Source organism: Deinococcus betulae, from assembly GCF_020166395.1.
Lineage (GTDB): Bacteria > Deinococcota > Deinococci > Deinococcales > Deinococcaceae > Deinococcus > Deinococcus betulae.
In genome coordinates this window covers 57,724-70,829 of record NZ_JAIQXU010000007.1, presented here as the reverse complement: position 1 = coordinate 70,829, position 13,106 = coordinate 57,724, and the positions used below count along the sequence as shown (strand labels likewise).

The following is a 13,106-nucleotide window of genomic DNA, read 5'->3' as shown; positions in this document are numbered from 1 at the left end:
CCTGGCCCTGGGCGGTAAAGGCTTACGCCTGGCTGCTGGAGCGTGATGGTCCGTTCGCGCCGCTGCTGGCGGCCGGCACGTTGACCCCGAAGCGGTTCAGGACACTCTGGACCAGCGGGCTTTTCTGGGTAAAGCCTTCCACCGCCTTGCCCAGCGACAGGGCCTTACTCAGCGCTTCAAACATGCCGCCCTCGCCGCCCACCAGGTCGATCTTGGCGCCGCGCAGGGCGCTGGCGATGACTTCGGCGTTTTCCTTGCTGATGGCCTTGCCAGCTTCAATAGACGCCAGGGCCTGCTGCAGGCTGGTGTCCAGGGCCATGCGGTATTCCTCGTGGCTGCGGGCCTCGGGGCTCATCTGACCCATGGCGCCAAACTTGCCAGTCAGGCCCTCGGCCTCAGCGGTCATCTTCTTGAGGGTGGCGGCGGCTTCGGCCAGGCCCAAGGCTTCGGTGGCGCTGGCCCGCGCCTGACCCATCCGAGTTTCGCCCTCGGCCTGGGCGCTCAGGCGCTCGGAGAGCACGCGGGCGTCGGCGCTGCCCTGCTTGTACTGGGCTTCGGCCTTGGCCTCCATGACGCGGGCTTCGGCGGCGCCCACCTTCTCAATGGCGGCGGCGCTGGCTTCCTGCACGCGGGCCTGGGCCAGCCCCGGCGCGGCCTGCTCGGCCTGAGTGGCCTCGGCCAGCAGCTTCTTGGCGTCGGCCTGACGGCTGGCGGCGTCAAATTCAGCCTGGGCCCGCGTGGTCAGTTCCGCCGCGCGGGACCGGGCCGCAGTTTCGGCGGCCTCGGCGGCCTTGATTTCCTTGACCAGCGTTTCCTGGGCGCTGGCCTCGGCCGCCAGCACGCGCACCTGCTTGGCGCGGTCAGCGGCGCTGACTTCGCGCACCTCGTTGATCCGCTCCTCTTCCTGGGCCACTGTTTTGTCAATGGCGATGCGCTCACGGGTGATGTTGGCCACGTCCATGACGCCCTGCTCCACGGCCTTGTCGCGCTCGACTTCTTGCAGCTTGACCTCGCGGTCGGTGGTGACGGCTTCCATCTTGGCGGCGCGGGCCACGCGCTCGGCTTCAATCGAGACGGCGCGCCGGCGGTTTTGCTCGGCGACTTCCACCTGCCGCTGGCGTTCCTGCTCGCGGATTTCCACCTGTTCGGTGGTCTGGATCCGGGCCTGCTCGGCGATGAGGCGCTGCTCCTCTTTCACCTTCTCGGTCTCGGCACGCTCGCGGGCCTGAATGGTCTCGATTTCGCGCTGCTGACGGGCCACCGCCTCGGCCTGCTGACGTTCCAGGGCCAGGGTGGCTTCGCGGGTCTCCACATTTTTCTTGGTGACGGCCAGGCGCTCGTTCTGTTCCAGCTCGTTGGTCACGACGTTTTGCGCGGCCGTCAGCTGGGTGATCTTGCGAATGCCCTCGGCGTCCATGATGTTGTTCTGGTCCAGCATGGCTTTGGGCGTCTGCTCTAGGTAGTCAATCGCCACGTCTTCCAGCACGTAGCCGTTGAGGTCGCGGCCAATCACGTTGACCACGGCGTCGCGGAATTCCTCGCGCTTTTCAAACAGCTCGATAAAGTCAAACTTCTTGCCCACCGTTTTCAACGCTTCACTGAATTTGGCGTTGAACAGCTCGTCCACGGCCTTGTGGTCGCTGGCCCGGCCCGCGCCAATCGCCTTGGCCACCTTCAGCACGTCTTCGGGGGTTTCGTTGACCCGCAGGTAGTAGGCCACCGTGATGTCGGCGCGAATGTTGTCCTTGCAGATCAGGCCCTCTTTGCCCCGGCGGTCCACCTGCAGGGTAATCAGGCTGATGCGCATGCTCTCGGCTTTGTACAGCACGGGCACGACCAGCGCGCCGGTAAAGCGCACCTTGGGCCGCGCCGAGAGGTCGTTCACAATCAGGGCCGTGCCCTGCTCCACCTTGACGTAAAAAGCGCGGACCATCCCCACCAGCACCAACAGGACGACAAAGAAGATCCCGAGGCCGATGAGGAAAGGAAGAATGAGGGACAGGTCAGGCATGGTCAGACTCCTTGAGAGTGAGGGGACAGGGCGACTTGGTAGGTATGGGCGGCCGGGTCGTAGGCCAGCAGCACAACGCGCTGACCTCGCAGCGGCTGATCTGGAGGCAGAGCGCGGGCTTCCAGAATCAGGCCCGCGCCGCCGTCGTCCAGCTGAATGCGGCCCGAGACCTCGTCCACGAAGGCCGAGGCCACCGTGCCCACCCGGCCCACAAAGTCGGCCGAGGCCAGAGGCGCGGCCTGCGCGGTCAGGCGGCGCAGGGGCCGCAGCAGCACGGAGGTCAGCCCAGTGGCCAGCACCAGCGACGCCGCCAGCATGAAAACGCCCGCGCCGTAACGCCAGGCAGCAATTCGGACAGCACCAGCAGGTGCGCGAGGTAGGTGCCCAACCAGCCGGTCACCGCCAGCACGGTGAACACCAGCAGGCCCGGCACGCCGCCCAGACCCAGCCGGGCCAGAAGCCCTGCGCCAGCCTCTCCGCCGCCCAGGCTGCCTTCATCCAGTGTCCCCAGCGCCACCAGACCCCAGGTCAAGAGGCAGGCAACCAGCGCGGCGCTCCACAGCACTGTGGGGAAGGTCAGCGCCGTGGTCAGGAAGGCACTCAAAGGCAACTCCGCAGGGCCTGACGGGCAGGCATGTCGCGCAGGCAAGCAGCAGAGGGACAATCGACAGCCCGCATCTGCCCGGAGAAGAGGAGGCACAGGGGACTCATGTCTCTCACTACGACTTCACTCCGCCTAAAGTTGCGGGGCGCGGCAACCTTCAGGCGTCTTACGCCCATTCAGAAGCAGGTCAGGTGGTGGGGCTATAGCCTGAGGCTATGTCCCTGCCCCGCCGCGCCCTGCTTTACGCTGCTCTGCCCCTGTCACTAAGTCTGATCCTCACCGCTTGCCCGGCGCCCGTGACCCCCACGCCGCCACCTGCGGCGGTCTGTCCACAGAGCACTGGCACGACCTTGATGACGCAGGCTGTCCAGACCCCCATCACTGCTGCGCGCGTGACCCCAGACTGGACTGCGCCGCGCGTCGTCGGCCGGGTGCTGGTGACTGGCGCGGCCATGCAGACCCAGGGGCTGTCGGCCTTGGCTGGTGTGCAGACGCTGGCCCTGGCCGAGGGCCTGACGCTGGCCGTCACCCCCGCTGGCCAAAGCGACGAGGCCTTTGCCGCCCGGCTGAGCGCGGCTGGCCTGACCGTGCAGCCCGACTTTCTGTATCAGGCGCTGGCCAACCCCAACGACCCCGGTGTGCCGGGCAACGGTGGGGTGGCCGTCACGGGCGCGGGAACGCAGACCCAGACGTACCTCAACCGCATTCAGGCCCCCGCCGCCTGGACCTTTTTGCAGGGCTGCGGCAAGACGCCGGCAGCCGCCACCACCGCCATTCTGGATTCGCGGGTCGAGAATCACGCTGACCTGGCCGGCCGCATTACGGCCCGCGCGTCCTTCCTGACCCCAGACGCTGGCGGTTCGGACAGCACCACTGGCCACGGCACCGCCGCGTCCGGGCTGGTGGGCGCCGCCACAAACAACCGCCTGGGGCTGGCCGGCGTGACCTGGACTGGGCCTCTCTTGGCCTACGAGGTACTGGGCTCTCAGGGTGGCAGCACCAGTTCGCTGACCCAGGCGCTGAATGAAGCGGTGCGGCAGGGGGCCAAGGTGGTCAACATGAGCCTGGGCCGCATCCTGAGCCCGAATGAACCAGCGACCTCCAGCGATCAGGCGCTTGGCACGGCCCTGACTAATGCCGCCAAGTCGGCGGTGCTGGTGGCTGCCGCCGGTAACACGGCGGGCGACGGGGTGTACTTCCCGGCCAGTCACCCAGACGTGATTGCCGTGGGCGCACTGGGCGCCAGCGATACCGCGCTGGCCTGCTACAGTGCCCGGCCCAGTACCGCCCGGCCCCGGCCCGTGAACATCTCAGCACCGGGCGGCGCTGGGCCCTGCACCGGGGCCACCAACGCCACCCAGATGCTGATTCTGGGCACAGGCAACACCTACACCCTGCAGGCGGGCACCAGCTTCTCGGCGCCGCTGGTCAGTGGCGCGGCGGCCCTGATGCGCGCGGCCAACCCGGCCCTCAGCGCCGCCGAGACGAAGGCGCGGTTACTGGGCAGCGCCAACCAGACGACCGCCGGTCTGCCCACTTTGGACGTGAATGCGGCGGTGCGTGCGGCCACCCGTTAAGGTGGAAACCGTTCAATCTTAAAAAATTCTGCTTGCCCTCTGGCCGCTCATGAGCGAACATGAGGGCAAGCACGTTCCGCTTTGTTGTCGGCGCGCGTGAGACCGCACTGCCCAGCTCACATGCCGAAATCCACCACCAGCCTCGACACCTTTGACTTTCTGGAACTGCTGTACATGCTCTCCGAGCAGGTACGCACTGGCTTGTTGCAGGTTGACCGCCCCGACGGGCAGTTTCAAGCGTGGCTGGAACAGGGGCGGGTCAGGCACCTCCAGTTTGGCGATGACCTGGGCGTGCCGGCGCTGGTCCGGCTGCTCCAAGAGCCGCAGGGCCGCTTTCACTTTGATGAGGGCCTGTCCCATCCCCAGCCGCGCATGGACGCCTCGCTTGATGAGGTAAGCCTCGAAGCGCTGGAGGCGCTGCCGGTGCAGGACCTGCCGTTTGACGGCCCGGCCCGCATCACATCGCCGCAGCGCGTGGAACGGATGCGCTGGGGCCTGAAGGAACTGGACATCTTGCAGCAGCTCGAAGCCCAGCAACCAGTGGGGGACCTGATCCGTGACCCGGACGCCAAGCGGCTCCTGCTCAAGCTCTACCGCATCGGCCTGATCGTGCCGCGCAAGTCACGGGTGGCCCGCCTGACTGTCACAGTGACCCGGCAGGTGCGCGACGTCGCCCTGGTGGACGAACTGATTTTTCGCCGCTGGAAGGAAGACATCGTGCGCCACCCTCAAAGCGTGGCGATCCGCACCGAGGCGGGTCAGGTGTACACGCTGCCGGTGCGCATGGCCTCCAATCTGACGACGCAGCTGATGGTTCCCCCCGAACTGCTGATGAGGACGGGCCTACGGGCGGGGGACAGCGTGCTCGTCAAGCCGGTGTGAGCAGGACTCTTTACTTTCCCGTGAACCTCTTGAGACAGGGTCTCGCCGAGACTTCGCCGTTCGCGTTGCCATTTTGCAGTCTGTCCGCACGCTTTTCTGTTGGCCACTGCGGTAGGCTCACCGCATGCCGTCACGCCGCCTCGTCACTGTGGACGTGTTCACGGACACGCCGTTTCTGGGCAACCCCGTTGCCGTTGTGCTCGACGCAGAAGGCCTGTCCACGGTGCAGATGCAGCAGATCGCCCGCTGGACCAATCTCTCTGAAACCACCTTTCTCCTGCCGCCTACCACGCCAGCAGCGGACTACCGCCTGCGCATCTTCACCCCCGGCTCGGAGCTGCCCTTTGCGGGCCACCCGACACTGGGCAGTGCGCACGCCGTTGTGTCAGCTGGTCGGGTGAGGCCGCGTGACGGGCGGCTGGTGCAAGAATGCGCCGCTGGCCTCATTCCGCTGGAGCAGCGGGCCCCAGGCCGCTTCGCCCTGACCATGCCCGCCGCACAGGTTGAATCACTGAGCCCGGCCGATACGCAGGAACTCGCAGCCCTGCTCGGTCCTGGTGGTGAGACAGAGTGGCCAGCTGTCCTGGTGGATGTTGGCGCGCGCTGGATCGTGACCCGGCTGAGTGATCCCGCCACCGTCCTGTCCCTCCAACCTGACTTTGCTCGCAGTGCGGTCCTTGAACGGAAGCTCCGGGCCACCGGGGTTTGTGCCTTCGCCACAGATCCTCAGAGCGGTGTGGTGGAAATCCGGTCATTCGCGCCGTCGTGCGGGGTCAACGAAGACCCAGTGTGTGGCAGCGGCAACGGTGCGGCGGCGTACTACCAGCAGCATCTGGGTTTATTGGCTGCCGGCAGCACCTACGCCGCTCGGCAGGGTCGGTGTGTGGGGCGGGACGGGCACTTGACCCTGACGTTGACAGAGAGCGGCAAGGTGGAACTGGAAGGGGCCTGCGTGAGGTGCCTTGAGGGTGAGCTGACAGCGCCGTAAGACGGTCCCCTTATGCAATGCAAACGGCGAAGTCCCGGTCTTGCCCTATCGGAGTCCTACCGCCTGCCCGACGTTCCCTTTGAGCGATCCCCGACGACGCCGCCTCTGGACTGTCCTACACCTATTGGAATTGAGGCCTGCAAGAGAATCCAGCAGTCAGGGAAAGTGACTTGGCTGGCCAAATCTCTTCTTAGCCCCTCGTTTTCTGGACTGTTGAGCCAGAGACGCCTCTGCCCCGTCCATGCCATTCCCCTCTCCTCCACCCAGCCCCCCGGTACACTGGCGCGGTATGCCCGTGCCCCCCACCGCCGCCGACCTGGCCCGCCGCGTGCAGAGCGGCGACACCACTGCTTCAGCCCTGCTGGACGCCACCCTGAACCGCATTGAAGCCGCCCGCAATCTGAATGCCGTGGTCAGTCTGAACGCAGGGGCCAGTGAGCAGGCCGGGCAGATTCACAGTTGCCTGGCCGCTGGTGAGCACCTCCCGCTGGCGGGCGTGCCTATCCTGGTCAAAGACAACATCAGCGTGGATGGCACCCTCACCTCCTGCGGGAGCAAGATTCTGGCCAGCTACGTCAGCCCTTACACCGCGACAGCAGTGGCGCGGCTCCAGGCAGCGGGCGCCGTGATCGTGGGCAAGGCCAACATGGACGAGTTTGCCATGGGCTCCAGCACCGAAAGCAGCGCCTACGGCCCCACCCTGAACCCCTGGGACACGGGCCGAGTGCCGGGCGGCAGCTCGGGAGGCAGTGCGGCGGCAGTGGCCGCAGGTCTAACCCCGGTGGCGCTGGGCAGCGACACGGGCGGCAGCGTGCGCCAGCCGGCCAGCCTTTGCGGCGTGTACGGTCTGAAACCCACTTACGGGCGCATCAGCCGGTACGGCCTGGTGGCCTACGCCAGCAGCCTGGACCAGATTGGCCCCTTTGCCCATACCGCTGAAGACCTGGCCCTGCTGATGAATGTGCTGGCGGGGCAAGACCCCCTGGACGCCACCAGTCTGGACGCGCCGCCCGCTTTTGCCCCTGGCACCCCTGACGACCTGCGGGGGCTACGGGTGGGCGTGGTGAAAGAAAGTCTGGCCGGCAATACGGCCGGGGTGGACGCGACCCTGCAGACCACCCTGGACGCCCTGCGCGGGGCTGGGGCCACGATAGCCGAGGTCAGCCTGCCGGAACTGAAGTACGCGATTGCCGCTTATTACCTGATTGCTATGCCCGAGGCCAGCAGCAACCTCGCCCGCTACGACGGCATGGTGTACGGCGCGCGGGTATCCGGGAGCGACGTGACCGAGGCCATGACCTTGACCCGCGAACAGGGCTTTGGTCCGGAAGTCCAGCGGCGCATCATGATTGGCACCTACGCCCTGAGCAGCGGCTATTACGACGCCTACTACAGCAAGGCTATGAAGGTCCGGCGCCTGATCGCCAACCGCTTTGCTGAAGCGTTCGGGCAGTTTGACGTGCTGGTCACGCCCACCAGCCCTTTCCCTGCTTTCCGGCGTGGAGAGAAAAGCAGCGACCCCCTGGCCATGTACGCCGCCGATGTGGATACGGTGGCGATTAACCTGGCGGGGCTGCCGGCCCTGAGTGTGCCCGCCGGGTTTGAGACGGTTGACGGCGTGACCTTGCCGGTAGGGATTCAGTTCATCGCGCCGGCGCTTCAGGACGAGCGGCTGGTGCGGCTGGCCGGCGGGCTGGAAGGGCTTGGCTTTGTAAAGGCGGGGGTGGCCCCTGGGTATGAAGCCTGAGGCCCGGACGTATCTGCAAGAGGCGCTGGCGCTCATCCAGCAGGAGGCCCTCTTCGCTGACCGGGTCGATTGGCCAGCCGTCACCCACGCCTGTGAAGTGCTGGCCGCAGGCGCTGTGGAGCCGGCTGAGACCTACCCTGCCCTGCGGCACGCCCTGGCAGCCCTCACCGACCGACACAGTTTTCTGCGTCTCCCGCAGGCAGATACCGTCTAGAGCGGCATCTTCGGCATGTATTTCACAGGCGGCACGCTGGGGGTGGTGGTGCCCGGCAGTCCTGCCGAGCAGGCGGGGCTCCGGCGCGGCGACCGCCTGCTCACACTTGACGGTCAGGCCCCCGGCCCTGGTGTCAATGATGGTCTGCCCACGGGTCCACAGGTCCATCTGGAAGTGCAGCGTGGTGCGGCCCGCTGGTCCCTGTCCCTGAACCGTGCGGATACCCCGGTCTTCCAGACATGGCCAACCGGCCAACTCCTGCCTGGTGGTGTGGGGCTGGTGACGCTTCCCGACTGTCATTTGGAAGGCATCTGTGCCGGTGGAGAACCCTACCAGGACGTCCTCGCAGCCCTGCTCAGAGAGCTGGCGGAGCAGGGCGCACAGCGCTGGGTGATTGACCTGCGCCTCAATCTGGGCGGCAACATGTGGCCTATGGTGGCCGGCCTGGGGCCGCTGCTGGGCGACGGCCTCCTGGGCGCATTTGTCAGGGGCGAAGAGCGCTGGTGCTGGTGGCACCGTGACGGTCAGGCTGGGATGGACGCCGAGCCGATCTGTCAAGTGAGTGGCCTGCCCATAGGCACGCTGGCACCCGAAAGCCCTGTGGCCGTGTTGAACTCGCCTCTGACCGCCAGCAGTGGTGAAATTGTCACGGTGTCCTGCCTGGGGCGAAGTGGAACGCGCCTCTTTGGGGAAGCCACGCGCGGCCTGACCACATGCAACAGCATGTATCCGCTGCCGGACGGCGCCACCTTGTTTATTACGACAGCCCTAGACGCTGACCGAACAGGCACCGTCTACGACACGGCCCTCCTCCCCGATGAGCCTGTACAGATCGACTGGGCCGCGTTTCAGACTCCAAACGACCCAGTGCTGAACGCCGCTCTACACTGGTTGACCACCAACTGTTAGCAGAACCCCAGGAAGCCCCGCAATGCTTGAGAAATCACCGTAGGGAACCTCTACCAAAGACGGCAGTCAAAGTGGAGTTGATAGCAAAACAGCCCTGCCGTTCAGCAGCCTGCCGCTGCGAGGGCCAACATTATGCCCAGGCGCGCACCACTTTCAGTTTTTCGCCGTCGCCGTCTACCACTGCCACCAGAGCACCGTCCAGCGTCACCACAAAGCGGCCCGCACCCTCATGGGTAGGCCGTTTGCCTTGCCGCAGCTCCCGGGCCAGGCGCTCATCGGCTTCAATGACAGGGAAGTCCAGGGCCGCCAGATCAGGGAGGCCTTCGGCTCCGGCCAAGTCGTCCAGCGGCACGGCGTCCTTCAGGTCGTAGCGGCCCACGCGGGTCCGGACCAGGCCGGCCAGATGTGCCGGCACGCCCAGCGCCGCGCCCACGTCACGCGCCAGAGACCGCAGGTAGGTGCCGCTGCCCACCCGCGCCCACACCAGCAGGGTCGGGAACTCGCCCAGCGCGTCTGGCAGGGTGACCGTGTGCCCAGCCTGGGCAGAGCGCCAAGTTTGCGGGTCAAAGGTGTGGGGCGCGGCCTGCACGCTGGGAAAGATGCCTAGCAACTCCAGCTCGTGAATCACGATAGACCGGGCCGGCAGGTCCAGTGCGCCGCCGGCACGGGCCACCGCGTAGGCCCGCTGCCCGCCCACCTGAATCGCGCTGTACTGCGGAGGCACCTGCGCCTGAGGGCCAACAAACCCGGCCAGGACGGCTTTCACCTCAGCTTCGGTCAGCGGCGGAACGGGGGCGGTCTCCTCCACGGGCCCCTCAGCATCCAGGGTGGGCGTGCTGGCGCCCAGGCTGATCCAGGCCAGATAGTCCTTGCTATCGGCTTCCATGAACTGCACAACTTTGGTGCTGTCATCCACGCACAGGACGAGCACACCGGTCGCCAGCGGGTCGAGGGTGCCGGTATGGCCCACCCGCCGCGTCCCGCGCGCACGCCGGGCCCGGTTCACCACATCGTGCGAGGTCAAGGTCAGCGGTTTGTCCACGGCAATCACGGGCATGGGGGGCAGGGTAGCAGGAAGCGGGTCAGGCTGTTTTCCGGCGAACGCAGTCCATTGGGGCCGCACACAACAGACTGGAGTGCGGCCTCAAAGCGGCTTTTCTTTTGGCAGATACCGTAGACTGGCCCGTGTGTTGCGCGCCGCGTTCTGGCTGACCGCCCTGCTGTTTATTCCGCTGGGACTGTACCTGTATTTTCTGCCGTCTGGCGTCGCCTCGCTGCTGGGGGTCGCGCCGCTGTGGCTGGCACGCGGCGCCGGCGCGGTGGTGCTGGCCTGGGGCGCCTTTCAGCTGGCGGCCAGCTTTGCGCCCGACCCCGTGAAGGTGGGAGGGCTGGTAGGCGGCAACCTGCTGCTGGTCGCGGCCCTGGTGCCGCCGGTGCTGCGCGGCACCGAGACCCTGCCTGGAGCACTACGGACTACCCTGCTGGTGATTGCGGGAGGCCTGACCCTGCTGGCGGTGCTGGCCCTGCTGGGGACGCCGTCACGCCGGGGGCGCCTGTAATGGAGCGGCTGCACAAGCGACTGGCCCGCGCCGGGGTGGCCTCGCGCCGCGCCGCCGAGGCCATGATTAGCGCCGGGCGCGTGACGGTTAACGGCGAGGTGGCGGGCCTGGGCCGCACGGTCACCGACGCCGACGACGTGCGTGTGGACGGCACGCTGGTCCTGCTGGACGCCGCCCCGAAAGTCACCTATATGCTCTACAAGCCGCGCGGCTACGTAACCACCGCCCGCGACGAGTACGGCCGCAAGAATGTGCTGGACGCCATGCCAGCGGTGCCGGGCCTGCACCCCGTGGGGCGCCTAGACCGCGACTCGGAAGGCCTGCTGATTCTGACCACCGACGGCGACCTAACCCTGACCCTGACCCACCCGCGCTACGGCCATGAAAAGGCCTACCGCGCCTGGACTGAAGGCCCGCACGACCCCACCCAGGACGACCTCGACCAGTTGCTGGACGGCTCGCTGACCCTGGAGGACGGCCCGGCGACGGCGCGGCATGCTCGCCCCGCGCGCGGCGGCGCTTTTGTGGTCCTGGGGGAAGGCCGCAACCGGCAGGTGCGCCGGATGCTGGAGGGCATCGGCCACCCGGTCACGCGCCTGCTGCGCTACCGCGTGGGCGGCCTGTGGCTGGGCAACCTGGAGGTCGGCGAATACCGCCAGCTGGAGGCGCGCGACCTGGACGACCTGCTGCACCCTGACCGCACGCCCGAACAGGTCTGGGAGCGGCAGTGGGAACGGATTTCTAAACGCTGGGGGTAAGAGGACTGGCGGCGACCCGGACTGGCCTCCGGCACGCTGCCGTTCCTTGCCCCCTCTTGCTTCAGGCCACCGCCGCGTCAGCCGGACTGCCTGGGCTGCCCGCGCCCGCACATGGGCGTTACCTGGCTTGCGGGAGAGGTGGCGGGATGCGGGGGCAGCCCCTACACTGGCGCATGTTGGCGCAGAGGGCAGGCAGTGAGGAGAGGCGGCGGCTGGTGCGGGTCGCGCGCGGCGAGGAGCAGGGCGACCTTCTGATTCGCGGCGCGCAGGTGGTGCAGCCCGCCACGCGCGAGGTGTTTGAAGCCGACGTGCTGGTGGCCGGGGGCCGGGTGGCGGCGCTGGGCAGCGGCTTTCAGGCGGCGCGGGTGGTTGAGGCGCACGGGGCGTATCTGGCGCCAGGCTTTCTGGACGGCCACGTTCATATCGAGTCCAGTCTGCTGACCCCGGCGGGGTTTGCGGCGGCCACCCTGCCGCGCGGCACCACTGGCGTGGTGGCTGAGCCGCACGAGGTCGTCAACGTGCTGGGCCCGGATGGGCTGGCCTGGATGCTGGAGGCCGGCCGGACCTCGGGCCAGCGGGTGTGGGCCAGCGCGCCGTCGTGCGTGCCGGCCAGCGCCTTCGAGACGGGCGGCGCGCGCATTGACGCCGGGGACACGGCGCGTCTGCTGGCCCTGCCCGGCGTTCTGGGCCTGGCCGAGATGATGAATTACCCTGGTGTCCTGGGCGGCGACCCCGAGGTCTGGGCGGTGCTGGACGCGGGCCGCGCCTCGGGCCGGCGGCTGGACGGCCACGCGGCGGGCGTGCGGGGGCGCGACCTTCAGGCGTACGCGGCGGCGGGTCTGCACTCGGACCACGAGGCCACCACTCCGGAAGAGGCCCGCGAGCGCCTGCGCGCCGGCCTGTGGCTGATGGTGCGCGAGGGCTCGGCCGCCCGCAACCTTCAGGCGCTGCTGCCGGTGCTGCGTGAGCGCCCCCGCAGGGCCATGCTGGTCAGCGACGACGTGAGCGTAGACGAACTGCTGGAACTGGGCCACCTGGACCGGCTGCTGCGCGCCAGCGTGGCGGGCGGCCTGCACCCGGCCGACGCCGTGGCCCTGGTCACCTGTAACCCCGCCGAGTACTGGGGCCTGCACGACCTGGGGCTGGTGGCGCCGGGTTACCACGCCGACTTCGTGCTGCTGCGCGACCTGCACGGGTTTGAGGTGCTGGAGACCTTCGTGGGCGGCCAGGAGGCCCGCCCCGGCACCCACACGCCCCCGCTGGCCGGCGGTCAGGTGAATCTGGGGCCCGGCTGGGGGACGGCCACATTCGAGGTCCCGCCCCACTGGCCGGTGATGGTGGTCAGCCCTGACCAGATCACGACCGGTGTAGGCACGCCCGGCAGCGGCGACGCGCGGCTGGTGGTGGCCGACCGCTACGGACGCGGCGAATGGGCCGCGTGCTGGACAAACGGCAGCGGCCTGCGGGGCGCTACCCTGGGCCTGAGCGTGCTGCATGACGCCCACCACGCCGCGTTTCTGGGCGGCACCGATGAGGACGTGCGCGCCGCAGGCCGGGCCCTGGAAGCCCTGGGCGGCGGCGCGGTGGTGGTCGCGGGCGGCCAGGTGCGCGCGCAGGTGCCTCTGCCCTACGCCGGCCTGATGACTGACCTGCCCCCGGCCCAGGCGGCGGCGGCTCTGACCGAACTGACCGCCGTGTGCCGCGCCCACGGCTGCACCCTGCCCTACCCGGTGACCACCCTGAGCTTTCTGGGCTTAACCGTCATTCCGGCCCTGAAGCTGACGCCGCGCGGCCTGCTGGACGTGGCGGCGTGGCGCTACGTCCCCTGACGGCGAGGGCCAGAACTGAACACCAGCC

13 protein-coding genes are annotated in these 13,106 nt (G+C 68.0%); 9 read left to right on the top strand and 4 right to left on the bottom strand.

All coding sequences use genetic code 11. The annotated features are described in order from the left end of the window. Positions 1 to 22: 22 nt before the first annotated feature. From K7W42_RS07415 to K7W42_RS07405, 3 genes are read right to left on the bottom strand one after another with little or no spacing between them, the layout of a single operon-like run. Positions 23 to 2,011 carry a hypothetical protein gene (locus tag K7W42_RS07415; protein ID WP_224573540.1) on the bottom strand — a complete coding sequence of 663 codons (1,989 nt, stop codon included), beginning with the start codon at positions 2,009 to 2,011 and terminating at the stop codon, positions 23 to 25. Between the two features lie 2 nt (positions 2,012 to 2,013). Then, on the bottom strand, positions 2,014 to 2,328 hold the full coding sequence (locus K7W42_RS07410; RefSeq protein ID WP_224573539.1) for a hypothetical protein: 315 nt from the start codon (positions 2,326 to 2,328) through the stop codon (positions 2,014 to 2,016). Next, positions 2,292 to 2,615: a hypothetical protein gene (locus tag K7W42_RS07405; protein ID WP_224573536.1), complete on the bottom strand. Its 324-nt coding sequence runs from the start codon at positions 2,613 to 2,615 to the stop codon at positions 2,292 to 2,294. Before K7W42_RS07405 ends, K7W42_RS07410 begins: the two co-directional genes overlap by 37 nt. Positions 2,616 to 2,830: 215 nt before the next feature. Between K7W42_RS07405 and K7W42_RS07400 the strand changes: the two genes are divergently transcribed. From K7W42_RS07400 to K7W42_RS07375, 6 genes are all read left to right on the top strand, one after another. Beyond that, complete coding sequence (locus K7W42_RS07400) at positions 2,831 to 4,192, top strand: S8 family peptidase (RefSeq protein WP_224573534.1); 1,362 nt, start codon at positions 2,831 to 2,833, stop codon at positions 4,190 to 4,192. Between the two features lie 120 nt (positions 4,193 to 4,312). Further along, entirely contained in the window at positions 4,313 to 5,074 is a 762-nt protein-coding gene (locus K7W42_RS07395) for a DUF4388 domain-containing protein (RefSeq protein ID WP_224573533.1), read from the top strand. A 124-nt stretch (positions 5,075 to 5,198) separates the two neighbouring features. Continuing rightward, on the top strand, positions 5,199 to 6,062 hold the full coding sequence (locus K7W42_RS07390; protein ID WP_224573531.1) for a PhzF family phenazine biosynthesis protein: 864 nt from the start codon (positions 5,199 to 5,201) through the stop codon (positions 6,060 to 6,062). 289 nt (positions 6,063 to 6,351) lie between these two features. Continuing rightward, on the top strand, positions 6,352 to 7,809 hold the full coding sequence (gatA, locus tag K7W42_RS07385) for an Asp-tRNA(Asn)/Glu-tRNA(Gln) amidotransferase subunit GatA (RefSeq protein WP_224573529.1): 1,458 nt from the start codon (positions 6,352 to 6,354) through the stop codon (positions 7,807 to 7,809). After that, positions 7,799 to 8,023 carry a hypothetical protein gene (locus K7W42_RS07380; RefSeq protein WP_224573527.1) on the top strand — a complete coding sequence of 75 codons (225 nt, stop codon included), beginning with the start codon at positions 7,799 to 7,801 and terminating at the stop codon, positions 8,021 to 8,023. Before gatA ends, K7W42_RS07380 begins: the two co-directional genes overlap by 11 nt. A gap of 15 nt (positions 8,024 to 8,038) precedes the next feature. Next, positions 8,039 to 8,932: a S41 family peptidase gene (locus K7W42_RS07375; RefSeq protein ID WP_224573525.1), complete on the top strand. Its 894-nt coding sequence runs from the start codon at positions 8,039 to 8,041 to the stop codon at positions 8,930 to 8,932. 130 nt (positions 8,933 to 9,062) lie between these two features. On the opposite strand, the gene truB is transcribed toward K7W42_RS07375, so the two are convergent. Further along, positions 9,063 to 9,989 (bottom strand): tRNA pseudouridine(55) synthase TruB, encoded by a 927-nt coding sequence (gene truB / locus K7W42_RS07370; protein ID WP_224573524.1) that lies wholly within the window; start codon positions 9,987 to 9,989, stop codon positions 9,063 to 9,065. A 130-nt stretch (positions 9,990 to 10,119) separates the two neighbouring features. On the opposite strand from truB, the gene K7W42_RS07365 reads away from it, so the two are divergent. From K7W42_RS07365 to K7W42_RS07355, 3 genes are all read left to right on the top strand, one after another. Beyond that, positions 10,120 to 10,491 carry a hypothetical protein gene (locus tag K7W42_RS07365; RefSeq protein ID WP_224573523.1) on the top strand — a complete coding sequence of 124 codons (372 nt, stop codon included), beginning with the start codon at positions 10,120 to 10,122 and terminating at the stop codon, positions 10,489 to 10,491. Continuing rightward, a complete protein-coding gene (locus K7W42_RS07360) occupies positions 10,491 to 11,249 on the top strand; it encodes a pseudouridine synthase (protein WP_157457239.1) in 759 nt (252 codons plus the stop codon). Before K7W42_RS07365 ends, K7W42_RS07360 begins: the two co-directional genes overlap by 1 nt. Positions 11,250 to 11,422: 173 nt before the next feature. Continuing rightward, positions 11,423 to 13,078: an adenine deaminase gene (locus K7W42_RS07355; RefSeq protein WP_224573522.1), complete on the top strand. Its 1,656-nt coding sequence runs from the start codon at positions 11,423 to 11,425 to the stop codon at positions 13,076 to 13,078. Positions 13,079 to 13,106 lie beyond the last annotated feature (28 nt).

Excerpts from the sequence above, each read along its gene's own strand:
- K7W42_RS07380 (WP_224573527.1), top strand. The coding sequence starts at position 7,799 with ATGAAGCCTGAGGCCCGGACGTATCTGCAAGAGGCGCTGGCGCTCATC.
- K7W42_RS07355 (WP_224573522.1), top strand. The coding sequence starts at position 11,423 with ATGTTGGCGCAGAGGGCAGGCAGTGAGGAGAGGCGGCGGCTGGTGCGG.
- gatA (WP_224573529.1), top strand. The coding sequence starts at position 6,352 with ATGCCCGTGCCCCCCACCGCCGCCGACCTGGCCCGCCGCGTGCAGAGC.
- K7W42_RS07410 (WP_224573539.1), bottom strand. The coding sequence starts at position 2,328 with ATGCTGGCGGCGTCGCTGGTGCTGGCCACTGGGCTGACCTCCGTGCTG.
- K7W42_RS07390 (WP_224573531.1), top strand. The coding sequence starts at position 5,199 with ATGCCGTCACGCCGCCTCGTCACTGTGGACGTGTTCACGGACACGCCG.
- K7W42_RS07375 (WP_224573525.1), top strand. The coding sequence starts at position 8,039 with ATGTATTTCACAGGCGGCACGCTGGGGGTGGTGGTGCCCGGCAGTCCT.
- truB (WP_224573524.1), bottom strand. The coding sequence starts at position 9,989 with ATGCCCGTGATTGCCGTGGACAAACCGCTGACCTTGACCTCGCACGAT.
- K7W42_RS07395 (WP_224573533.1), top strand. The coding sequence starts at position 4,313 with ATGCCGAAATCCACCACCAGCCTCGACACCTTTGACTTTCTGGAACTG.
- K7W42_RS07400 (WP_224573534.1), top strand. The coding sequence starts at position 2,831 with ATGTCCCTGCCCCGCCGCGCCCTGCTTTACGCTGCTCTGCCCCTGTCA.
- K7W42_RS07415 (WP_224573540.1), bottom strand. The coding sequence starts at position 2,011 with ATGCCTGACCTGTCCCTCATTCTTCCTTTCCTCATCGGCCTCGGGATC.
- K7W42_RS07360 (WP_157457239.1), top strand. The coding sequence starts at position 10,491 with ATGGAGCGGCTGCACAAGCGACTGGCCCGCGCCGGGGTGGCCTCGCGC.